A 20,276-nucleotide genomic window follows, 5' to 3' on the forward strand; every position below is an offset into this window, starting at 1 on the left:
ATGGGCATATGTGATTACATTGATGAATCGATGGGTATTAGCGGCAAGCCGTACTCTTTCGAGAGGAGTGCCACCGATGTCATCACCCTCAACACGGCGGCTCGCACTAGGCCTGATCCTGGCACTGGCCGGGACCGGCGTGGCCGCATGCAGCGACGACGGGCAGAAATCCGACAGTTCCCGGATCACCGTCTGGAGCCTGGAAGACGTGGCGGACCGGGTCGCCGCCACCAAGGCGATCATCGCCGACTACACCGCGAAGACCGGCGTCAAGGTCAACCTGGTCACCGTCAACGAGGACCAGTTCCCGTCCCTGATCGCCTCCAGCGCCGCCGCCGGCGACCTGCCCGACGTGGTCGGCTCGGTCTCCCTGGCCGGGGTGCGCACGCTGTCCGCCAACGAACTGGTCGACGCCGACGCCAACGGCACGGTCGTCGACCGCCTCGGCAAGGACACGTTCACGCCCCGCGCGCTGGAACTCACCAGCGACGGCGGCAAGCAGCTCGCCGTACCCAGCGACGGGTGGGGCCAGCTGCTCGTCTACCGCAAGGACCTGTTCGCCGCCGCCGGCCTGCCCGTGCCCGACACGTACGAGAAGATCGCCGCCGCGGCGGCGAAGCTGAACACCGGCGGTGTCGCCGGCATCACCGCGGCGACCGCCCCCGGCGACGTGTTCACCCAGCAGACGTTCGAACACCTGGCGCTGGCGAACAACTGCCGCCTCACCGACGACTCCGGCAAGATCACCCTCGACTCCCCCGAGTGCGTCGAGGCGTTCCGCTTCTACGGCGACCTGATGCGGAACAACTCGGTCAAGGGCGCCCAGGACGTCGACACCACCCGCGCCACCTACTTCGCCGGCAAGGCGGCCATGCTGATCTGGTCGCCGTTCATCCTCGACGAGCTGGCCGGCCTGCGCGCCGATGCCCGTCCCACCTGCCCGCAGTGCCAGTCCGACCCGGCGTGGCTCGCCAAGAACAGCGGCTTCGTCACCGCGATCAAGGGCCCGAACGGCACCGAACCGGCCCAGTACGGCGAGGTCAGCTCCTGGTCGGTGCTCGACGGCGCGGCCGACCCGGCGAAGTCGTTCGTGGAGTACATGCTCTCCGACGGCTACCCCCGCTGGTTCGGCATGTCCCCCGAGGGGCGCTTCCCGGTGCGCACCGGCACGCCGGAGGACAAGCAGAAGTTCCGCACCGCCTGGAACACCAGCCCTGCCGGGGTGGACACCAAGAAGCCGCTGTCCGAGGTCTACGGCGAGGACGTGCTCGCCACGCTGCGGCGCAGCCCCGACACGTTCCAGCGGTGGGGCCTGACCGAGAACCAGGGCAAGCTGGTCGGCGCCATCCTGGGTGAACTACCAGTGCCCAAGGCGCTCGCCGACGTCGTCGGCGGCAAGTCCGACGCCCGCGCCGCCGCCGAACGCGCCCGCAAGGACGTCGAGGCGATAGCCAAGGGCGTCAATTGACCACCACCGCGCCGGAGGCCGGCCGCTCCCCCGCACCGGAGCGACCCCGCCGACCCGGCCGCCGACCGCTGACGCTGCGCCGCCGCGAGTCCCGCGCCGGGCTCGCGCTGGTCGCCCCGACCCTGCTCGTCGTGCTCGCGGTGATCGGCATACCCATCGTCTGGACCGTGGTGCTGGCCTTCCAGCGGGTACGCCTGGCGACACTGCGCAAGACCGGCCTGTTCGGCGAGCTGACGCTGGACAACATCGACCGGGTCCTGCACACCCCCGGATTCGCCGACACGCTCTGGACCACAGTGCTCTACAGCGTCGGCGGCACCGCCGGCTCGATACTGGTCGGCCTGGTGGCGGCGCTGGCCGTCCGCGGGCCGTTCCGGGGCCGCACCCTGGTACGCGCGTCGATGCTGCTGCCGTACGTGGCGCCGGTGGTCGCCATAACGTTCGTCTGGCAGGTGATGCTCGACCCGCAGCTCGGCATCGTCAACGACTGGGGCAAGCGCTTCCTCGGCTGGGATCAGCCGGTGCCGTTCCTGTCCCAGGAGTCCACCGCGCTGTGGACGGTGATCGCGTTCGAGGCGTGGCGCTACTTCCCGTTCGCGTTCCTGTTCCTGCTCGCGCGGCTCCAGGCGGTGCCCGGTGAGCTGGAGGAGGCCGCCCGGGTCGACGGCGCCACACCCACGCAGCGGTTCCGGCACATCCTGTTGCCGCAGCTCATGCCGGTGATCGCGCTGATCGGCGTGCTGCGCTTCATCATGACGTTCAACAAGTTCGACGACGTCTACCTGCTCACCGGCGGCTCGGCCGGCACCGAGGTGGTGAGCGTCCGCGTCTACCAGTTCCTCACCGCCCGTACCGACATCGGCGCGGCCGCCGCCCAGGCCGTCGTGCTCGCCGTGGTGCTGCTCGTGTTCGTGGCGATCTACCTGCGCTTCTTCGGCGCGCGACGGGAGGCGTGATGGACCGGGACCGGATCGAGACGGTCAGCCTGCGATGGCTGCGCCGGCTGGTGATCGCCGGCTTCCTGGTGGTCACGCTGCTGCCGTTCTGGTACATGCTGGTGCTCTCGGTACGCCCGATCGAACGCCTGCTGCTCGAACCCGGCTCGCTCTGGGTGCCGTTCGGCGAGCTGACCGTCGCCACGTACGCCGAGGTCCTCAAGTCCGTCTCCGACGGCGGCCAGGGCTTCCTCACGTTCATCCGCAACAGCGGCCTGGTGGCGCTCGCCGCCACCGCGCTCACCCTGGTGATCGCCATTCCCGGCGCGTACGCGGTGTCCCGCCTGCGGTTCTTCGGCCGCCGGCAGGTCAGCGCGCTGTTCCTGGCGGTCTACCTGTTCCCGTCGATAGTCATCGCGATCCCGCTGTTCATGGTCTTCACCCGGGCCGGGTTGCGCGGGTCGCTGACCGGGCTGGTGCTCGTCTACATCTCGCAGACGCTGCCCGTCTCGGTCTACATGCTGAAGAACTACTTCGAGACCATCCCGGTCAGCCTGGAGGAGTCGGCGGCGATCGACGGCGCGGGACGCCTGGGCATCATCCGCCGGGTCAGCCTGCCGCTGGCCGCCCCGTCGGTGATGGCTGTCGCGCTGTACGACTTCATGATCGCCTGGAACGAGTACCTGTTCGCGCTGCTGTTCCTGGTGGACCGGCCCGACCGGTGGACCGTGTCGCTGGGGCTGTCGCTGCTCGCCGACGGCGTCGAGGTGCCCAAGACCGTGCTGATGGCCGGCTCGGTCATCCTCACGCTGCCGATCGTGGTGCTCTTCTTCGCCGGAGAGCGGCTGTTGACCGAGGGACTCACCAGCGGAGCCGAGAAGGGCTGAGCGTCCGTGCCAGGATGATCGGGTGCGAGTATCACGGGACGAGCGGGCCGGTGCGCGGGCGGCCCGGCTGCTCACCGAGGCGCTCGCCCCGACCGTCCTGGTCACGGCGCTGCCGCTGATCGCCGCCGCCCGGGTCAGCCGCTCGGCGGGCCAGTTCCTGCTCTGGGGCGGCATCGCGTTGCTGTTCTGCGCCGTCATCCCGATCGGCGTGCTCGTGCACGGCGTACGCCGGGGGCGGCTCACCGACCGGCACGTCGGCGACCGCACCCAGCGGGCCCGGCCGCTGTCGATCGGGCTCGCCTCGGTGGCAGCCGGGTTGCTGCTGCTGGCGGCGGTACGCGCACCCGCCGAACTGTTCGCCGTCATCGTCGTGGTCTTCGTGGTCGGCGCGGCGTGCGCGCTGGTGAACCACTGGTGGAAGCTCAGCATCCACGCGGCGGTGGCCGCCGCCACCGTCGCCGTGCTGGTGCCGCTGGCCGGCCCGGCCGCGAACGTCGGCTGGGCACTCGTCGCGGCCGTCGGCTGGTCCCGGGTACGGCTGGGCGACCACACCTGGCCGCAGGTGCTCGCCGGCGTCGCGCTGGGCGGGCCGCTCGCCGCCGGCACGTTCCTGGCGCTCGCCTGACCCGCCGCCACAAGATCAGCTACGGTGGCCTCATGGGCAAGCCGACCCGCTGGGTGACCGACACGAAGCCCGGCCACTCCCAGTGGTACGTGGACCGCTTCCGCCAGCTCGCCGCCGAGGGCGCCGACCTGGCCGGTGAGGCGCGGCTCCTGGACGCGCTCGTACCGCCCGGCGCGCGCGTGCTGGACGCCGGCTGCGGCACCGGCCGGGTCGCCGCCGCGCTCGCCGCGCGCGGGCACGACGCCGTGGGCGTGGACGCCGACCCGACACTCGTCGAGGCGGCCCGCGCCGACCACCCCGGTCCCCGCTTCCTGGTCGCCGACCTGGCCGAGCTGGACCTGCCCGCCCAGGGCGAGCCCGAGCCGTTCGACGCCGCGGTGCTCGCCGGCAACGTGATGGTCTTCGTCGCCCCCGGCACCGAACGCGACGTGCTGGGCCGCGTCGCCGCGCACGTGCGCCCGGACGGCCTGGTCGTGGTCGGTTTCGCCACCGACCGCGGTTACCCGGTGGCCGACCTGGACGCCGACGCGATCGCCGCCGGGCTGCGCCCCGAGCACCGCTTCGCCACCTGGGACCTGCGTCCCTGGCGCGACGACGCCGACTTCGCGGTGAGCGTGCTGCGCCGCCCCGCCGACTGACCCGCTCCTCTTCCCGCCCGGCCTGCGCCCGTGCTCCTGGCGGTCAGGCTGGTGCGGCGACAGTGCGGGCGGCCTCCGGGTCGAGCGGGCTACCCGCCGGCAGCAGGTCCACCAGGCCCGCCGGCAGCCGCGCCGGGCGCACGCCCGCGTACCCGAGCATGCCGGCCACCTCCGCGCCGGTCAGCGCGTACCGCCGTCCCAGGTCGGTGACCACGCAGACCGCGCCGCCGGTAGCGCCCGGCGCGGACACCGCCTCCACGAGCGCGCCGCGTCCCGGCTCCACCACCACCTCGTCGGCGAGCCCGGCCCGGCCGGCGGGCGTCCGCGTGGCGGCGGCGAGGTCCGGCGCGGTGACGCCGACGCGGATCTCGCGTACCCCGGTGTCGTCACCGGCCCGCGCGCAGAGCGCACCGCCCTCGGCGGCGGCCAGCCGGGGCGGTACCGCGGGCGGCGCGGTCGGCCCGCCGGGCACCAGACCGGGCAGCTTCGGCAGCGCGGCGAACCGGCCGAGCGTGATCGGTTCCGGCTCCCCCTGGCCGGTGCGGGCCAGCAGCAGCGCCGCCTGCAACTCGGTGATGCCGGCCAGCCCGCCGCGCTGGGCCACCGCGTACTGCCGTCCGCCACCGGAGTTGCGCACCAGGTAGACGTCACCCACGCTCGCGCCGGTGACCCGCTCGGACGGCTCACCGAGGTCGCCGACCGGCGGCGGGGCCAGGTCGGCGCCGGCCGGCAGCGAGTTGAGCAGCGCCGCCGCGACCGGCACCGCCCGTTCCCGGGTGGCCGCCAGCGCGGCCAGCACCCGGTCGGTGTCGCGCAGCAGGTAGCGCCGGTCGCGCCAGACCAGGTGCAGGCCGCCGTCCGGGTGGCGTGCCAGCAGGCCCTGGTCGCCGAGCGCCCGGCCGCCGGTGGCCTCCCGCCCGATCAGCAGCACCGACCGGGCCTCGCCGCGCCCGCTCTCGTCCCCCTCCATGGAGCAGAGCGTCCACGCGTCGCGGACCAGCCGATTCGGCGCGGGCAGCGAGTCCGGCGCGTCGGCGATGCCCAGCGGCAGGCCGCGCGGCACCCCCTCGATGGCGCGGCGGCTGACCAGCACCGTCTTCGGCTGCTCCGCCCCGATGATCAGCAGCGCGGAGGCGTAGTTGAGCACCGGGTGCAGCTTCTCGTCGCGGTAGACGAACCGCGCGCCCGACTCCTTCTCCACGATCACCGCGCCGGTCTCGCGCCACGAGTCACCGCCGCCGGTGAACAGGCCGTAGAGGGCGACGCCGCCGAGCGCGATCGCGGCGACCAGGACGCTGGCCAGACCGGCGCCGGCCAGCCGGCGGAACGGGGACTGCGGCGGGTCGGTCTCCCGCATGACGAGCGCGGCGACCGCCCGCTGGACGGTGAACTGGTACGAGTGCAGCTGGTCCTGCCGCGACGCCATCGGGTCCCTTCCCGCCGGGATGGTCGGCGCACAGGATAAGCGCTCCGTCGATGCGCCGGCGACCCTGCGTGTCCCTCACCGGCCCTTGGTTGTCGCCCCGTTCCGCCAGTACGCCGAAGTGGCTGCATCCCACCCACCCGGACCCGACCACCTCCCCGATCTGGAGTCGATCAAGCCACAGGGTGTGCGCCCGCCCGAGCACCGGCACGGGCGCGCCCGCGCTGGGCCCCGGCGCAAGCACGCCGAAGTGGCTGCATCACACCCGGCCGGACCCGACCACCTCCCCGAACTGGAGCCGATCACGCCGCGGGCGCACACGGACGCCCATCCGCCCCAATTCGCCCGAGCACCGGAACAAAGCACGCCCACCCCAGGCCCCAGCGCAAGTACGCCGAAGTGGCTGCATCACACCCGCCCGGACCACACCACCTCGCCGAACTGGAGTCGATCACGCCACGGCACACAGCCCAGCCCCGGCTTCGGTCGACCAGGCGATCCAGGCCAGCCAAGGCCCGAGCCCTGTGCAGCTCCTCCACAGGAACCCTGCCCCACCAGGACAGCGCGTTCGCCACGCCGATGCACTCGCCCGCCACCTCCCCGAGGTGACCGCATCACAGCGGCCCGGACCCAACCACCTCCCCGAAGTGGAGCCGATCAAGGCAGGGGCACGGAACCCACCCTCGCCACCTCCCCGAGGTGGCCGCATCACATCGGCCCGGACCTCACCACCTCCCCGAGGTGGGGTCGATCAAGGCGACCGGAGCACCCTCCCGGAATGGATACCCCCGGGGGTGTGTTACACATGCCGGAACCCGAACCAACGGAGGTACTGATGGCCAGCGTGGCGTTGACCACCGCCGACTTCGCGGAGACCGTCAACCGGGACGGCATCGTCCTGGTCGACTTCTGGGCCGGCTGGTGCGGCCCCTGCCGGGCGTTCGCGCCGGTCTACGAGAAGGCCGCCGAGCAGCATCCGGACATCGTCTTCGGCAAGGTCGACACCGAGGCGGAGCCGGCGCTCGCGGCCGCGGCCCAGATCCGGTCGATCCCGACACTGATGGCGTTCCGGGACGGCGTGCTGGTGTTCGCCCAGCCGGGCGCTCTGCCGACGGCCGGGCTGGAGGAGCTGATCCGGGCCGTGCGTGACCTCGACATGAACGAGGTCCGGGCTCAGGCCGGCGTCTGATCGGGGTGGCGACCGGGGTACCCCCTGGGGTATCTTCGAGCACAGGAGGTGGGACGTGAATCTTCGACCCGAGATGACCGGCGAGGCGCTGACCCGGCTCAAGCGAGCCCGGGGGCAGCTCAACGCCGTCATCGAGATGATGGAGAACGGCGAGGACTGCCGCGCCGCGCTGACCCAGCTCGCCGCGGTCTCGAAGGCCATCGACCGGGCCGGCTTCAAGATCATCGCCTCCGGCATGCGCTACTGCGACGCCGCCCGCCAGGCCGGCGAGGAGCCGGAGATGACCGAGGAGGAGCTGGAGAAGCTCTTCCTGTCCCTCGCCTGACGGCGCCCCCTGACGGTGCCCGCCTGACGAGCTGAGTCCCACCCGCGCCGTGTGACCACGGCGCGGGTGGGTAAACCACTGCCCGGAGGACCCGGGCCGCAGACTGTCCCTCACATACCCCCCGGGGTATATAGGCAAAGAGAGGAAACGGCATGACTCTCGACGTGTCCGTCATCGCGACCTCCTCGCTCGGCGACCGCAGCTACCTGGCCTCCGACGGCCGGGTGGCGATCGTGGTCGACCCGCAGCGCGACATCGACCGCGTCCTGTACCTGGCCGGCGCCAAGGGCGTACGGATCACCCACGTGGTGGAGACGCACATCCACAACGACTACGTCTCCGGCGGCCTGGAGCTGGCCCGGATCACCGGCGCGCAGTACCTGGTGGCCGCCGCCGACACCGTCGAGTTCGACCGCACGCCGGCCTCCGACGGCGACACCGTGCCGGTCTCGGACACGATGCGGCTGCGGGTGCTCGGCACGCCGGGCCACACGTTCCACCACCTGTCGTACGTGCTCGACGAGCGCGACGGCGGCTGGACTCCGGCCGGCGTGTTCACCGGCGGGTCACTGCTGTTCGGCACCACCGGCCGTACCGACCTGCTCGGCCAGCAGTACGCGCACGAACTGGCGCACCACCAGCACGCCTCGGCCCGCAAGCTCGCCGACCTGCTGCCCGACGGCGCGCAGGTGTGGCCCACGCACGGCTTCGGCAGCTTCTGCTCGGCCAGCCAGGCCGACGCCCCCGAGTCGACGATCGGCCGGGAGAAGGAGGCCAACCCGGTGCTGCGGCTGGCCGCCGACCGGTTCGTCACCGAGACGCTGGCCGGTCTGGACGCCTACCCGGCGTACTACGCCCACATGGGCGTGGCGAACGCGGCCGGGCCCGCCCCGGTCGACCTCACGCCGGTGGCCCGCGCCGACGCCGACGAGCTGCGCCGTCGCATCGCCGCCGGCGAGTGGGTGGTCGACCTGCGCCACCGCAAGGCGTACGCGACCTCGCACCTGGCCGGCACCGTCAGCCTCGGCCTCGACGGGCCGATGTCGACGTGGCTCGGCTGGCTGATCGACTGGGGCGTGCCGGTGACGTTCCTGGCGCAGACCCCGGAGCAGGTCGCCGACGCCCAGCGGGAACTGGTCCGCATCGGCATCGACCGCCCGGCCGCCCAGGCCACCGGCGAACCCGAGCAGTGGGCCGGCGACCCGGCGCAGCTGCGCGAGATGGCCGTGGCCGACTTCGGCGCGCTCGCCGCCGCGCAGGCCGGGAAGTCCCCGGCCGGGCTGCCCGAGCCGCAGGTCGTCCTCGACGTGCGGATGACGAACGAGTGGAAGGCCGGGCACATCGACGGCGCGGTGCACGTGCCGCTGCCGGACGTGCCGAAGCGGCTCGCCGACATCCCCGCCGGGACGATCTGGGTGCACTGCGGCTCCGGCTACCGGGCCACCGCCGCCGCGTCCCTGCTCGCCAACGCCGGCCGCGACGTGGTGCTGATCGACGACGCGTACGCCCGGGCCGCGGAGGCCGGCGTACGGATGGCGCCCGCCGCCTGACCCTCTCCCCCGACGCCCGGCCGGCGTGCCGACACGCCGGCCGGCGCCGGACCCTGCCCGAAAACAGCCCAAGGAGACAGAGCATGACCACGACCACCCCCACCACCATCGACGCGGCCACCCTGCGTGAGCTGATCGCCGCCGGCCGTCCGCCCCGGGTGCTGGACGTGCGGACGCCCGGCGAGTTCGAGGCGGCGCACATCCCCGGCGCGTACAACGTGCCGCTGGACCTGCTCCGCGAGCACCGCGCCGAGCTGCGCAGCCACCTGGACGAGGACGTGGTGCTCGTGTGCCGCTCCGGCGCCCGGGCCGGTCAGGCCGGCCAGGCGCTCGGCGCCGTCGGCCTGCCCAACCTCAAGGTGCTCGACGGCGGCATGCTGGCCTGGCAGGCCACCGGCGCGCAGGTCAACCAGGGCCGGGCCCGCTGGGACCTGGAGCGCCAGGTGCGCCTCGTCGCCGGCGCGATCGTGCTCGCCGCCGTGCTCGGCTCGGTGTTCGTGCCCGGCCTGAAGTGGGTCGCCGCGTTCATCGGCGCGGGCCTCACGTTCGCCGCGCTCACCAACACCTGCGCCATGGGCATGCTGCTGAGCAAGCTGCCGTACAACCGTGGCGCGAGCTGCGACCTCGACACGATCGTCGGGCAGTTGCGCGACGGGGGCCGCAGGTGACCACTCTCGCGCTGACGCTGGCCGGCGCGGTGCTGATCGGCGTGACGCTGGGCCTGCTGGGCGGCGGAGGGTCGATCCTCGCCGTGCCGCTGCTGGTCTACGTCGCCGACCTGCCCGCGAAGGAGGCCATCGCCACCTCGCTGCTCGTCGTCGGCGTGACCAGCGCGGTGGGCGTGCTGCCGCACGCCTGGGCGAACCGGGTCCGCTGGCGTACCGGGCTCGTCTTCGGCGTGGCCGGCATGACCGGCGCGTACGCGGGCGGCCGGCTGGCCGAGTTCGTCCCGGCGGGCGTCCTGCTCACCGGGTTCGCCCTGATGATGCTGGCCACCGCGGTCGCGATGCTCCGGGGCCGCCGGTCCGCCGGGCGCCGCCCGAAGCCGCACGAGCTGCCGATGCTGCGGGTGGTCGGAGACGGCGTGGTCGTCGGCCTGGTCACCGGCCTGGTCGGCGCGGGCGGCGGCTTCCTGGTCGTACCGGCTCTGGCCCTGCTGGGTGGGTTGCCGATGCCGGTCGCGGTCGGCACCTCGCTGGTCGTCATCGCGATGAAGTCGTTCGCCGGCCTGGCCGGCTACCTGTCCAGCGTGCAGATCCACTGGGGGCTGGCCGGCGCGGTCACGGCCGCCGCGGTCGTCGGCAGCCTGCTCGGTGGCCGGCTCGCCGGGCGGATCCCGGCCGATCTGCTGCGCCGCGGGTTCGGCTGGTTCGTCGTGGTGATGGGCGTGTTCGTGCTCGCGCAGCAGTTGCCGCCGGTGTGGGGACTCGCCGTGGGAGCGGTTGCCGTGGCCGGTACGGTCACCATGGCGGTGTGGGGCCGCCGAGGAAGGGGACACAGTGGACAGCAGCACCTGGGACAGCCGGTACGCCGACACGCCCGGACTGGTGTGGAGCGCTGAGCCCAACCGTTTCGTGGTCGAGTCGGTCGCCGGGCTGACTCCCGGGTCGGCGTTGGACATCGCCGCCGGCGAGGGGCGCAACGCGGTCTGGCTGGCCGGTCAGGGCTGGCGGGTCAACGCGGTGGACTTCTCCGCGGTGGCCGTCGACCGGGGGCGGGAGCTGGCCGCCGCGCGGGGCGTGACCGTCGACTGGCGGGTTGCGGACGTGACCGCGTACCGGCCGGTGCCGAACAGTTACGACCTGGTGCTGATCAGCTACCTGCACCTGCCCGCCGCCGAGTTCGCCGGCGTGCTCGCCGCGGCGAAGTCGGCGCTGCGTCCCGGCGGCACGCTCGTGGTGGTCGGGCACGACCTGGCCAACCTCACCGGTGGCACCGGCGGCCCGCAGGACCCCGCCGTGCTGCTCACGCCCGAGGCGGTGGTCGACGGGCTGGCCGGGCTGCGGGTCCAGCGGGCCGAGACCACCCGCCGGCCGGTCCCGACGAGCGACGGCGGCGCCGTCGACGCGCTGGACACGGTCGTGGTGGCCACCCGCCCCGCCGACTGAGCGCCGCGCGCCGGGGTTTCGCCGGGCCGGGCCGGGACCGGCCGGTAGCATCCGGGGACGGATCGGCGGAGAGGACACCGGGTGGGCGCGCGCTTCGAGGAACTGGCCTGGCGGGAGACGCCGATCGGCGAGATCAGCCTGCGGCGGCGGCGCGACCCGGCGCTGGGCTCCGAGGTGTACGAGGTGAAGCTCGACGACGAGTACCTCATGTCCAGCGCCTTCCCGGTGGCGGAGATCGAACTGGCCCGGCTCGGGCTGGCCCCGCTCACCGGCACGGAGCTGGATGTGGTGGTCGGCGGGCTGGGCCTCGGCTACACGGCGCGTACCGCGCTGGAGGATCCCCGGGTGCGCTCGCTGCTGGTGGTCGAGGCGATCGAGGACGTGATCGACTGGCACCGGCGGGACCTGCTGCCGTTCACCGCAGGCCTGGCCACCGATCCGCGTACCCGGTTGGTCCGGGCGGATTTCTTCGCCGCGGTCGCCGACGGCGGTTTCGACCCGGACGAGCCGGGCCGCCGCTTCCACGCGGTGCTGCTGGACGTGGACCACTCCCCCCGCCAGGTGCTGCACCCGAGCCACGCCGCGTTCTACACCGTCGACGGGCTGCGCCGGCTGGCCGCGCTGCTGCACCCGGACGGGGTCTTCGCGCTCTGGTCGAACGACCCGCCGGACACGGCGTTCCAGCGCACGCTCACCGCTGTGTTCCCGACCTCGGTGGCACACGTCGTCCGGTTCCCGAACCCGTTGCAGGGCCGGGAGGCGGCGAACACCGTGTACGTGGCCCGGCACTGACCGGCCCGGCGGCGCATGGCCGCACGACCAGTGGGAAAGCGGACGGCCGACCGTACGACGGGAGGCTGGGACATGCGCGCGTTGCTCTGGGTGGTCGGCGTGGTCGCCGGTGTGATCATCCTGCTCGGGCTGCTGCTGGAGGCGGTCCGCTGGCTCGTGATCATCGGCGTGATCGCGCTCGCCGCGGTGATCATCGTCGGCATCGTGAAGGGCCGGCGGGTGGTGCACCAGCATTCGACACGCCGACGCTGACCTGCGCAGGTGTGACCTACCCGGCAACCTACGTCAGCGTAGGTTACCGCCCGGTCACGTTAGGCTGGGGTCGTCATCCGCGCGACGAGGAGTAACGGCGATGGACGCGACCGCCCAGCGACCCTGGACCCGTAGCTACGCGCCGGGGGTACCGGCCGAGATCACCGAGCCGGACGGCTCCCTCGTCGACCTGCTCACCGAGGCGGCCGGACGGTTCGGCCCCCGGGTCGCGCTCGACTTCTACGGTGCCACCACCACGTTCACCGAGCTGGCCGAGCAGGTGGCCCGCGCCGCCGAGGCGTTGCGCGGCCTCGGCGTCGGCCCGGGCGACCGGGTGGCGCTGGTGCTGCCGAACTGCCCGCAGCACGTGGTCGCCTTCTACGCCGTGCTGCGCCTCGGCGCGGTCGTGGTCGAGCACAACCCGCTCTACACCGCCGACGAGCTGGACCGTCAGCTCACCGACCACGGCGCAGGCGTCGCGATCGCGTGGGACAAGGTCGCGCCGCTGGTGGCGGGACGCGGCGCCGTGCGTACCGTGGTGGCGGTCGACCTGACCGCGGCGCTGCCGCGGCTCAAGCGGTGGGCGCTGCGGGCGCCGCTGCCGAAGGTCCGCGCCGCCCGCGCCGCGATGACCGCCCCCGCGCCCGGCACCCTGGCCTGGTCGGACCTGGTCGCCGCGGCCGGGCCGCTGCCCGCCGGGCATCCCGCGCCGGAGGCAGGCGACGTCGCGCTGCTCCAGTACACCGGCGGCACCACCGGCGAGCCCAAGGGCGCGGTGCTGACCCACCGCAACCTGCGCGCCAACGCCGCGCAGGGCCGGGCCTGGGTGCCCGGCCTGCGCGACGGCGAGGAGACCGTGTACGCGGTGCTGCCGCTGTTCCACGCCTACGGGCTGACGCTCTGCCTGACCTTCGCCGTGAGCATCGGGGCCACGCTGGTGCTGTTCCCCCGCTTCGACGCCGACCAGGTGCTCGACGCGGTCCGCCGCCGCCCGCCGACGTTCCTGCCCGCGGTGCCGCCGGTCTACGCGAAGCTCGCCACCGCCGCCCGCGAACGCGGCGTCGACCTCACCTCCATCCGGTACGCGATCTCCGGCGCGATGTCGCTGCCACCGGCCACCGTGGAGCTGTGGGAACAGGTGACCGGCGGCCTGCTGGTCGAGGGGTACGGGATGACCGAGACGTCCCCGATCACCGTCGGCAACCCGGTCGCGCCGACCCGCCGGCCCGGCACCGTCGGCGTGCCGTTCCCCTCCACCGACGTACGTATCGTCGACCCGGAGGACCCGAGCCGCGACCGCGCCCCGGGCGAGGCCGGTGAGCTGCTGGTCCGCGGCCCGCAGGTGTTCTCCGGCTACTGGCACCGGCCGGAGGAGACGGCCAAGGTGCTGCTGCCGGGCGGCTGGATGCGCACCGGCGACATCGTCACCATGGACGCTGACGGCTTCGTCACCGTGGTGGACCGGATCAAGGAGCTGATCATCACGGGCGGCTTCAACGTCTACCCGTCCGAGGTGGAGGAGGCGCTGCGCCGCGTCCCGGGCGTACGCGAGGCCGCCGCCGTGGGGATGCCCACCGACGACGGCGAGGAGGTCGTCGCCGCGGTGGTGGTCGACCCGGCGGTGGCCGGCGACCCGGAGGCGATCCGGACGTCGTGCCGCACCCGCCTGGCCGGTTACAAGGTGCCGCGCCGGGTCGTGATCGTCGACGAGCTGCCGTACTCCCAGATCGGCAAGATCCTGCGCCGCGAGGTCCGCGAACGGCTGCTCGCCGGGAGCTGACGCCCCGTCCCCTCGCCCACGGGCGACGACTGGAACGCCATGGGTGTCAAACGCGGCCGGAGACACCCACAGCGTTCCACCGACGGCTGGTCCCACCGTGGCGAACGGGCCGCGCTGCGCCGGAAGTGTCGGTGCCGCCGCCTACGCTGTGGCGATGGTCGACAGGCGTCAGGTCATGGCCTTCCGCGTGCGCGCTCAGCATCTCGACCGGGCGCACGGCTCGCTCGCCGACACCGCGGTGCTCGACATCGGCGTGCAGGACACCGGGCCCGACGGCGGCCGGTGGGCGCTGGCGACGCGCGGGGTCGACGTGGGCCCGTTGACCGGCGACGACGTGGTCATGCTCTGGACCGTACGCGGCGCCCCGCACCTCTACCGACGCGCCGACGTGGGAGCGGTGGCCGCCGCCGTCGAGCCGTTCTCCGACGCCGACGCGGGCAAGCGCATCTACGACGCGGCGAAGCCGTTGAAGGCGGCCGGCATCGGCATCCTCGCCGCTCTGGACGAGGTGGCCACGCGGATGCGGGAGATCGTCCGCGAGCCGACGGTCAAGGGCGAGGTCTCCGGGCGGCTCGCCGAGCTGATGCCCGAGCCCTACCTGCGGCATTGCCGTCCCTGCGACGCGACCCACCTCTACGAGATGCCGTTCCGGCTGGCCGCCGTACGCGCCGGGCTGGAGCTGCGGCTCGACACGTCACCGCCGGTGCTGGAACGCATCCGCGCCTTCCGTCCGGCAGCCACGCCCGGCGACCGGTTCGATCTCATCCGCGCCTACCTGCGGCTGCTCGGCCCGGCCACCCCGAAGCACGTCGCCGACTACCTCGACGCCCCGGTCAAGGAGGTCAAGGCCCGCTGGCCGCGCGACGCGGTCGAGGTGAGCGTCGACGGTGAGACGCGCTGGCTGCTCGCCGCCGACGAGGCGGCGCTGGCGTCGGCGGACGCCACGACGACCCGCCTGCTCGGCCCGTTCGACCTGTTCCTCCAGGCGAAGGACCGGGCGACGCTGGTGCCGGACGCGGCCCGCGCCAAGGAACTGTGGCCGGTGCTGGGCCGCCCCGGAGCGGTGCTCGCCGACGGTGAACTGGCCGGCGCCTGGCGTCCCCGCAAGTCCGGCCGGACGTTCACCGTCGCTGTCCAGCCGTGGCGCAAGCTCACCGGCAGCACCCGCGACGCGGTGGTCGCGGAGGCCGAGCGCCTCGCCGCGTACCGGGGTGTGTCGCTGGCCGGGGTCGACTTCGCCACGTGATGGCATCATGATCGCGTGATTGTCTGGCTCAACGGCGCGTTCGGTGTCGGCAAGACGACCACGGCGCGCCTGCTCACGGGCGCGCTACCGGATGCGAGGCTGTTCGACCCCGAGTTCCTCGGCTCGATGCTCACCGCGTTCGTCACCCCGCCGACCGGCGACTTCCAGGACCTGCCGCTGTGGCGTCACCTCGTCGTGCAGACCGTCACCGGCCTGGACCGGCACCACGGGGGCGTCTGGATCGTGCCGATGAGCCTGCTCGATCCGGCGTACCGCGCGGAGATCCTCGGCGGCATCCGTGCCGCGGACGTCGACGTCCGCGAGGTGGTTCTCACGCTCCCCGAGGACCGGTTGCGCGAGCGCATCGACGCCGACCAGGTCGAGGCCGGCGCACGCGGCTGGCGGCACGACCACGTCGAGCGGGCGCTCGCCACGTTCGCGTCGGTGACCGACGCCCGTCTGATCGACGCCTCCGCCCCGCCCGAGCAGGTCGCCGACGCCGTCGCCGCGCACGTGCGCGCCGAAACTCGCTGTCCGGCCTCCGGGCACGGTGGTAGACAGCCGGGGTGACCGAACCCCTGACGTTTTCCGATCGGCTGCGGCTGATCGACGACCGGTCGGCCGCGTTCCGGGACGCGGTCGCCGCCGCGCCGGACCTCGACGCGCCGGTGCCGACCTGTCCCGGGTGGACGCTGTTCGACCTGGCCCGGCACATCGGCGAGGGACGCCGCTCCTGGGCGGCCACCGTCGCCGCCGGTCCCGAGGCGTCCGGGCGGGCCGCACCCGGCGGTCCGGGCGCGCCACGGGAGCGTACGGCGCTGCGGGACTGGCTGGCCGAGTCCACCGAGCAACTGCTGGCCGTGCTGCGCGACGCCGGACCCGATCGTGGCTGCTGGACGTGGTGGGACACGTCGCAGTCGCCGCAGAACTGCGGCGCCGTCGCCCGGCACCAGCTCCAGGAGATCGCGGTGCACACCTACGACGCCCAGCTCACAGTGGGCGCGCCGCAGCCGCTGCCGGTCGAGGTGGCCCTCGACGGCGTGGAGGACTTCCTGTTCACCTGCTGCGCGACCACTGTGCCGTGGCCGTACGAGCCCGCCGTCCTCGACTACCACCTCACCGAGGGCGGATGGTGGCGCGTGCGGCTCTCCCCCGACGGCGTACAGGTCACCCGCCTGCCCGCCGGAGCCGATGCCGGCCCGGCCGACACCGCCGCCCGTTCCACCGCCGGTGACCTGGTCCTGGCCTTCTACGGCCGGATCCCGCTGGACGCGCTCAGCATCGAGGGCGACCGGCGCGTACTGGACCGGATCGCGGCGTGGGACCCGGACGCATAGCCGACGTCACCGGTGGGCGAAGACGAATCCGCCCTCGACGTCCGGCGCGGGATGATGCGTCATCTCGCCCTCGACGGTGAAACCGGCGTCGGTCAGCCAGGCCGCGACCCGCCCCGGTGGACGGCGGTGCACGTGGACGCGCATCGGGTGCCCGCCGTACCCCTGTGTCTTGAGCCGGCTGCCGTCACCGGCGTGGAATCCGAGCAGCACGACGCCGCCGGGCCGCAGCACCCGGTGGAATCCGGCGAGGACGGCGGGCACCTCGTCGTCCGGGACGTGGATGAGGGAGAACCAGGCGAGCAACCCGGTCAGGCACTCGTCGTTGAGGTCGAGACGGGTCATCGAGCCCACCTCGAAGCGGAGGCCCGGGTGGTCGCGCCGCGCCAGGTCGATCATCGCCGGCGACAGGTCGATGCCGAACGCGCTCAAGCCCAGATCGTGGAGATGCCGGGTGATCCGGCCCGGTCCGCAGCCGACGTCCGCGACCGGCCCGCTCCCCCGCGCCCGGACCAGCTCGGCGAAGAGCGCGAGGATGCCGCGCTGGAACGGCTCGTTAGCCAGGGCGTCGCGCAGCAGGTCGGCGTAACTGGATGCCACTGTGTCGTAGGAGGTACGGGTGTCGTCCAGCCAGCCGGGTTCGCCCACAGCGCGCACGATAGCCGCGAAGGAACGGACGACCGTGGGAGGATGGCCGGCATGCCGGGTCGTGCGTTGAGCTTCGGAGCGGCCGCGCAGGCGTACGAGCGGTTCCGACCCGGCTACCCGGAGGAACTGGCCGACCTGGTGCTGGCGTACGCGGGCAGGCCCGTCCGGACCGCGCTGGAGATCGGCGCCGGGACAGGCAAGGCCACCCGGCTGTTCGCGCGTCGCGGCGTCGCGGTCACCGCAACCGACCCGGACCCGGCGATGCTCGCCGAACTGCGCCGGCACGTGCCCGCCGACGTGCGGGTCCGGCAGGCCGCGTTCGAGGAGTTGCCCGCCGACGAGCGCCACGACCTGGTGTACGCGGCGGCAGCGCTGCACTGGACGGCCCCGCACCGACGATGGGAGCGGGTGGCCGCGCTGCTGACGCCCGGTGGCGTGTTCGCCTCGTTCGGCGGGCCGCTGCGGCTGGCCGACCCGGCCCTGCGCGACGCGGTCGCCGCCGCCCGCGCCGAGTACCTCGCCGACGACGAGATCCCGTCGCCGGACGGGACGCCGCCGTCGGCTGGCATGCAGTGGCCCGGCACCGAGCTGCGCGCGTCCGAGTGGTTCACCGACGTGCGCCAGTCGGAGATCGAGCGGCGGATCACGATGAGCGCGGGCGACTACGTCGGTCTCCTGTCGACCGTCTCGGCCTATCTCGAACTGCCGCCGCCCGTACGCGAGCAGGTGTTCCGTCGCGTACGGGACGTCCTGCCCGACGCGGTCGAGGTCACCGCCGACGTCACCGTCCACCTGGCCCGGCGGACGTCACAACCCTGATCACCGGCCCAGGAGGGCCGCCGGGCCCGCCCGGCCGGCGAGGTCGGGCCCGGCCCGGCGGTCCCGGGATCGGGCGGCGGAACGTCGGTGGCCGAGCGGAGGGACGCGACGAGCGCGGGGTCAGGGCGCCAGGTAGGCGGTCAGCCGGTCGGCGAGCGGACCCGGACGACTGAGCGCCACCGCGTGGCCACCGTCGATCTCGTCCGGCACCATGCCGAGCCGGTCGGCGGCCACCCGGCGTTGGAAGTCGGCGGGGAAGAACCGGTCGTCGCGACCGATCAGCACCCTCGTCGGCACGTCCGGCCAGGCGGCGAGCGGCCACGGCTCGTCCCACTCCGCGCTGACCTGTTCCCGGCCGTGCGCCGGCGCCTCGGCGACGATCTCGGCCGGCACGCCGTTGTAGAACTGCTGCTCCTCGCTGAGCCCGTCCGGCTCGCGGTAGCCGGTGTTGCCCCACCAGTCCCCCGGCTTCTCACCGGGCCGCGGGATCATCGGGGTGAGCAGGACCAGCAGGCGCACCGGCAGCCGGTCGGCGACCAGCGGCGCGGTGAACGCGCCGTACGAGTGCCCGACCACCACGAGGTCGTCGCGGTCGCCGGCAGCGTCGATCACCGCCTGGCGGAAGTCGGCGAACCCCGCCGACCGGTCCCCGATCGGCAGCTCCGGCGCCACCGCGTCGTGACCCCGCGCGGCCAGCTCGGGAACCAGCAGATGCCAGTCCCACGCGCTGCCCCCGCCACCGTGGATGAGCACGAACGTCGTCATGCCCGGACCCTCCCACATCGGTACGACATGCCGTGGCCGTCAGTGCGGATACGCCCGGGGGACCCGGGTGGCCCGCAGCTCGTCGCGGAACGCCTCGATGCGGGTGATGACCTGACGCCGCCCGATCGTGTTCTCGACCCGGTCGAGGTAGAGGCAGCGGGCGGCGAGCCGGGGCAGGTCCACGGAGAAGTAGATCGCCATGAGGGGGTTGACGAACAGGTCGCCGTGGCCGGTGCGCCGGCTGAACCGTACGTCTCCGCACGCGCCACCGGTGGCAGCGGCGATCTGCCCCTGGACGATGCTCGGCCGGTGCGGGGTGGCGGCCTGGGCCTGCGCCACCGCCTCGCGGTAGAGCATCGCCTCACGGCTGGAGCCCGGAATGGACAGCGCGCCGAGGTAGCCGCCCTCCCGGTCGAGCGCGGCCAGGTTCTTCAGCACCTCGACGTGGTTGACGCCGTACACGGTCGACGGAAGGTCCCGGCCCGCCAGCCAGCGGGCCAGGATCCCCTCCGGGAAGTACCAGTCGGGGCTGAGGGTCTCCGGCCGGATCGCCGCGACGTGCTCGTCCACCCACACCTGCCGGTCGAGCAGTTCCAGCTCCGAGAAGGAGAGGCTGGCCAGGTGCACCCGCTTGCCGGCCTGCCACAGCGCGAGCGCCAGCGGCAGGCCGGCGTAGACGTCGAAGCCGCCACCGGCGCCGGCGATCAGGACGTCGCGTGCCGGAGCGAGGGCGGCGAACAACGGCGGAACAGCCAATGTGTGCGCGGCGGTGTCGGACACCAGATGATGATCTCCGCTCGCGTGGCGGGCCGCTGCCCCGTGGCCGCCCGGTCGAGGCGCGGCCCGGGGTCGGGACCCGCTCGCTCAGACCGGGCGGCCGAACGTGACCGCCTCCCGGACCAGCTTCGGGGCCTTCTCCGCCAGTTGCGCGTCCGGCCGGGCGCCGAGCGCGTCGTTCACTGTGGAGAAGGCCAGCCGGAACGCGATCAGCGTGGTGGCCTCGAAGATCTCGCGGTCGTTCAGGCCGACGTCGCGCAGGCGTTGCGTGTCGGCCTCGGTGGTGGCGTTCGGGTCCGTCACGACCCGGCGGGACCAGTCGGCCAGCGCCGTCTCCCGCTCGGACAGGTCCGCCTCGGCGCCGCGCAGCACCCCGGCGGCGGTTGTCTCGTCGCTCATCCCGGCCAGCCGCGCGCCCCAGGCCAGCGCGCAGTACGAGTCGCCCCGCGCCGCGGCCGTGGCGGCGACCAGCACCGCCACCTCCCGCGCGGACAACGTGGACTCCGACAGCAACTCGGTGCGCGTGTTCTGGAACGACATCAGCACGTCGGGTCGCCAGCACCAGACGCGGGTGAGGTTGTTGACGTAGCCGTCGGAGGAGAGGTCGTCCTCGTACGCGGCTTTCGCCGCCGGGCTCTGCGGTGGTTCGGGAAGGAAGGCGGAATTCATGCGGGCAGTCTGCGCCACCCGGTCGCCCCCCACAGACGGATCAACG

At 73.5% G+C, this 20,276-nt stretch carries 23 protein-coding genes; 18 read left to right on the forward strand and 5 right to left on the reverse strand.

Translation table 11 applies throughout. From position 1 onward, the window contains the following. The first annotated feature begins 76 nt into the window (after positions 1-76). The 5 genes from AMK25_RS19765 to AMK25_RS19785 are packed head-to-tail and all read left to right on the forward strand — an operon-like array spanning position 77 to position 4,553. Entirely contained in the window at positions 77-1,468 is a 1,392-nt protein-coding gene (locus AMK25_RS19765; protein WP_073829810.1) for an ABC transporter substrate-binding protein, read from the forward strand. Then, a complete protein-coding gene (locus AMK25_RS19770; protein ID WP_073829811.1) occupies positions 1,465-2,424 on the forward strand; it encodes a carbohydrate ABC transporter permease in 960 nt (319 codons plus the stop codon). Before AMK25_RS19765 ends, AMK25_RS19770 begins: the two co-directional genes overlap by 4 nt. After that, a complete protein-coding gene (locus AMK25_RS19775) occupies positions 2,424-3,290 on the forward strand; it encodes a carbohydrate ABC transporter permease (RefSeq protein ID WP_073829812.1) in 867 nt (288 codons plus the stop codon). The genes AMK25_RS19770 and AMK25_RS19775 overlap by 1 nt, the downstream gene beginning before the upstream one ends. A 22-nt stretch (positions 3,291-3,312) precedes the next feature. Continuing rightward, positions 3,313-3,915, forward strand: coding sequence for a phosphatase PAP2 family protein (locus AMK25_RS19780; RefSeq protein WP_073829813.1), 603 nt, complete (start codon positions 3,313-3,315; stop codon positions 3,913-3,915). Positions 3,916-3,947: 32 nt separating this feature from the next. Beyond that, positions 3,948-4,553: a class I SAM-dependent methyltransferase gene (locus tag AMK25_RS19785; protein ID WP_073829814.1), complete on the forward strand. Its 606-nt coding sequence runs from the start codon at positions 3,948-3,950 to the stop codon at positions 4,551-4,553. A 43-nt stretch (positions 4,554-4,596) separates the two neighbouring features. Here the strand turns inward: AMK25_RS19785 and eccB are convergent, their stop codons facing one another. Continuing rightward, on the reverse strand, positions 4,597-5,979 hold the full coding sequence (gene eccB / locus AMK25_RS19790) for a type VII secretion protein EccB (RefSeq protein WP_073829815.1): 1,383 nt from the start codon (positions 5,977-5,979) through the stop codon (positions 4,597-4,599). Between the two features lie 832 nt (positions 5,980-6,811). Here eccB and trxA point away from each other — a divergent pair. The 12 genes from trxA (at position 6,812) to AMK25_RS19850 (ending at position 16,555) form a co-directional block, all read left to right on the forward strand. Further along, the gene (trxA, locus tag AMK25_RS19795) at positions 6,812-7,165 is read left to right on the forward strand and encodes a thioredoxin (protein WP_073830044.1); all 354 of its coding nucleotides are present in this window, start codon (positions 6,812-6,814) and stop codon (positions 7,163-7,165) included. 55 nt (positions 7,166-7,220) lie between these two features. Then, on the forward strand, positions 7,221-7,490 hold the full coding sequence (locus AMK25_RS19800; RefSeq protein WP_013285930.1) for a metal-sensitive transcriptional regulator: 270 nt from the start codon (positions 7,221-7,223) through the stop codon (positions 7,488-7,490). 152 nt (positions 7,491-7,642) lie between these two features. Next, positions 7,643-9,040 carry an MBL fold metallo-hydrolase gene (locus tag AMK25_RS19805; RefSeq protein ID WP_073829816.1) on the forward strand — a complete coding sequence of 466 codons (1,398 nt, stop codon included), beginning with the start codon at positions 7,643-7,645 and terminating at the stop codon, positions 9,038-9,040. A gap of 83 nt (positions 9,041-9,123) precedes the next feature. Next, positions 9,124-9,708, forward strand: a complete 585-nt coding sequence (locus AMK25_RS19810) for a rhodanese-like domain-containing protein (protein ID WP_073829817.1) — start codon at positions 9,124-9,126, stop codon at positions 9,706-9,708. Then, entirely contained in the window at positions 9,705-10,601 is an 897-nt protein-coding gene (locus tag AMK25_RS19815; protein ID WP_073829818.1) for a sulfite exporter TauE/SafE family protein, read from the forward strand. Before AMK25_RS19810 ends, AMK25_RS19815 begins: the two co-directional genes overlap by 4 nt. Next, positions 10,540-11,148, forward strand: a complete 609-nt coding sequence (locus AMK25_RS19820; RefSeq protein WP_073829819.1) for a class I SAM-dependent methyltransferase — start codon at positions 10,540-10,542, stop codon at positions 11,146-11,148. The genes AMK25_RS19815 and AMK25_RS19820 overlap by 62 nt, the downstream gene beginning before the upstream one ends. 81 nt (positions 11,149-11,229) lie before the next feature. Beyond that, positions 11,230-11,940, forward strand: a complete 711-nt coding sequence (locus tag AMK25_RS19825; RefSeq protein WP_073829820.1) for a spermidine synthase — start codon at positions 11,230-11,232, stop codon at positions 11,938-11,940. A 72-nt stretch (positions 11,941-12,012) separates the two neighbouring features. Continuing rightward, the gene (locus AMK25_RS19830; protein WP_073829821.1) at positions 12,013-12,192 is read left to right on the forward strand and encodes a hypothetical protein; all 180 of its coding nucleotides are present in this window, start codon (positions 12,013-12,015) and stop codon (positions 12,190-12,192) included. 100 nt (positions 12,193-12,292) lie between these two features. Then, a complete protein-coding gene (locus tag AMK25_RS19835) occupies positions 12,293-13,972 on the forward strand; it encodes a long-chain-fatty-acid--CoA ligase (RefSeq protein WP_073829822.1) in 1,680 nt (559 codons plus the stop codon). A 154-nt stretch (positions 13,973-14,126) separates the two neighbouring features. Then, entirely contained in the window at positions 14,127-15,218 is a 1,092-nt protein-coding gene (locus AMK25_RS19840) for a winged helix DNA-binding domain-containing protein (RefSeq protein ID WP_073830045.1), read from the forward strand. 15 nt (positions 15,219-15,233) lie between these two features. Then, complete coding sequence (locus tag AMK25_RS19845; protein ID WP_073829823.1) at positions 15,234-15,788, forward strand: AAA family ATPase; 555 nt, start codon at positions 15,234-15,236, stop codon at positions 15,786-15,788. Next, on the forward strand, positions 15,785-16,555 hold the full coding sequence (locus AMK25_RS19850; RefSeq protein WP_073829824.1) for a maleylpyruvate isomerase N-terminal domain-containing protein: 771 nt from the start codon (positions 15,785-15,787) through the stop codon (positions 16,553-16,555). The genes AMK25_RS19845 and AMK25_RS19850 overlap by 4 nt, the downstream gene beginning before the upstream one ends. 6 nt (positions 16,556-16,561) lie before the next feature. On the opposite strand, the gene AMK25_RS19855 is transcribed toward AMK25_RS19850, so the two are convergent. Next, the gene (locus AMK25_RS19855) at positions 16,562-17,200 is read right to left on the reverse strand and encodes a class I SAM-dependent DNA methyltransferase (protein WP_073829825.1); all 639 of its coding nucleotides are present in this window, start codon (positions 17,198-17,200) and stop codon (positions 16,562-16,564) included. Positions 17,201-17,251: 51 nt separating this feature from the next. Between AMK25_RS19855 and AMK25_RS19860 the strand changes: the two genes are divergently transcribed. Further along, on the forward strand, positions 17,252-18,019 hold the full coding sequence (locus AMK25_RS19860) for a class I SAM-dependent methyltransferase (RefSeq protein ID WP_073830047.1): 768 nt from the start codon (positions 17,252-17,254) through the stop codon (positions 18,017-18,019). A 120-nt stretch (positions 18,020-18,139) separates the two neighbouring features. On the opposite strand, the gene AMK25_RS19865 is transcribed toward AMK25_RS19860, so the two are convergent. The 3 genes from AMK25_RS19865 to AMK25_RS19875 all read right to left on the reverse strand — a co-directional run bounded on the left by AMK25_RS19865 (position 18,140) and on the right by AMK25_RS19875 (position 20,230). Continuing rightward, on the reverse strand, positions 18,140-18,784 hold the full coding sequence (locus AMK25_RS19865) for an alpha/beta fold hydrolase (protein ID WP_073830048.1): 645 nt from the start codon (positions 18,782-18,784) through the stop codon (positions 18,140-18,142). A 39-nt stretch (positions 18,785-18,823) separates the two neighbouring features. Next, complete coding sequence (locus tag AMK25_RS19870) at positions 18,824-19,564, reverse strand: hypothetical protein (RefSeq protein ID WP_073829826.1); 741 nt, start codon at positions 19,562-19,564, stop codon at positions 18,824-18,826. Between the two features lie 84 nt (positions 19,565-19,648). Next, positions 19,649-20,230, reverse strand: a complete 582-nt coding sequence (locus AMK25_RS19875) for a carboxymuconolactone decarboxylase family protein (RefSeq protein ID WP_241826414.1) — start codon at positions 20,228-20,230, stop codon at positions 19,649-19,651. Positions 20,231-20,276 lie beyond the last annotated feature (46 nt).

The organism is Micromonospora sp. TSRI0369, assembly GCF_001905625.1.
GTDB lineage: Bacteria > Actinomycetota > Actinomycetes > Mycobacteriales > Micromonosporaceae > Micromonospora > Micromonospora echinospora_A.

Excerpts from the sequence above, each read along its gene's own strand:
- AMK25_RS19765 (WP_073829810.1), top strand. The coding sequence starts at position 77 with ATGTCATCACCCTCAACACGGCGGCTCGCACTAGGCCTGATCCTGGCA.
- AMK25_RS19775 (WP_073829812.1), top strand. The coding sequence starts at position 2,424 with ATGGACCGGGACCGGATCGAGACGGTCAGCCTGCGATGGCTGCGCCGG.
- AMK25_RS19785 (WP_073829814.1), top strand. The coding sequence starts at position 3,948 with ATGGGCAAGCCGACCCGCTGGGTGACCGACACGAAGCCCGGCCACTCC.
- eccB (WP_073829815.1), bottom strand. The coding sequence starts at position 5,979 with ATGGCGTCGCGGCAGGACCAGCTGCACTCGTACCAGTTCACCGTCCAG.
- trxA (WP_073830044.1), top strand. The coding sequence starts at position 6,812 with ATGGCCAGCGTGGCGTTGACCACCGCCGACTTCGCGGAGACCGTCAAC.
- AMK25_RS19805 (WP_073829816.1), top strand. The coding sequence starts at position 7,643 with ATGACTCTCGACGTGTCCGTCATCGCGACCTCCTCGCTCGGCGACCGC.
- AMK25_RS19810 (WP_073829817.1), top strand. The coding sequence starts at position 9,124 with ATGACCACGACCACCCCCACCACCATCGACGCGGCCACCCTGCGTGAG.
- AMK25_RS19830 (WP_073829821.1), top strand. The coding sequence starts at position 12,013 with ATGCGCGCGTTGCTCTGGGTGGTCGGCGTGGTCGCCGGTGTGATCATC.
- AMK25_RS19835 (WP_073829822.1), top strand. The coding sequence starts at position 12,293 with ATGGACGCGACCGCCCAGCGACCCTGGACCCGTAGCTACGCGCCGGGG.
- AMK25_RS19840 (WP_073830045.1), top strand. The coding sequence starts at position 14,127 with ATGGTCGACAGGCGTCAGGTCATGGCCTTCCGCGTGCGCGCTCAGCAT.
- AMK25_RS19860 (WP_073830047.1), top strand. The coding sequence starts at position 17,252 with ATGCCGGGTCGTGCGTTGAGCTTCGGAGCGGCCGCGCAGGCGTACGAG.
- AMK25_RS19865 (WP_073830048.1), bottom strand. The coding sequence starts at position 18,784 with ATGACGACGTTCGTGCTCATCCACGGTGGCGGGGGCAGCGCGTGGGAC.
- AMK25_RS19875 (WP_241826414.1), bottom strand. The coding sequence starts at position 20,230 with ATGAATTCCGCCTTCCTTCCCGAACCACCGCAGAGCCCGGCGGCGAAA.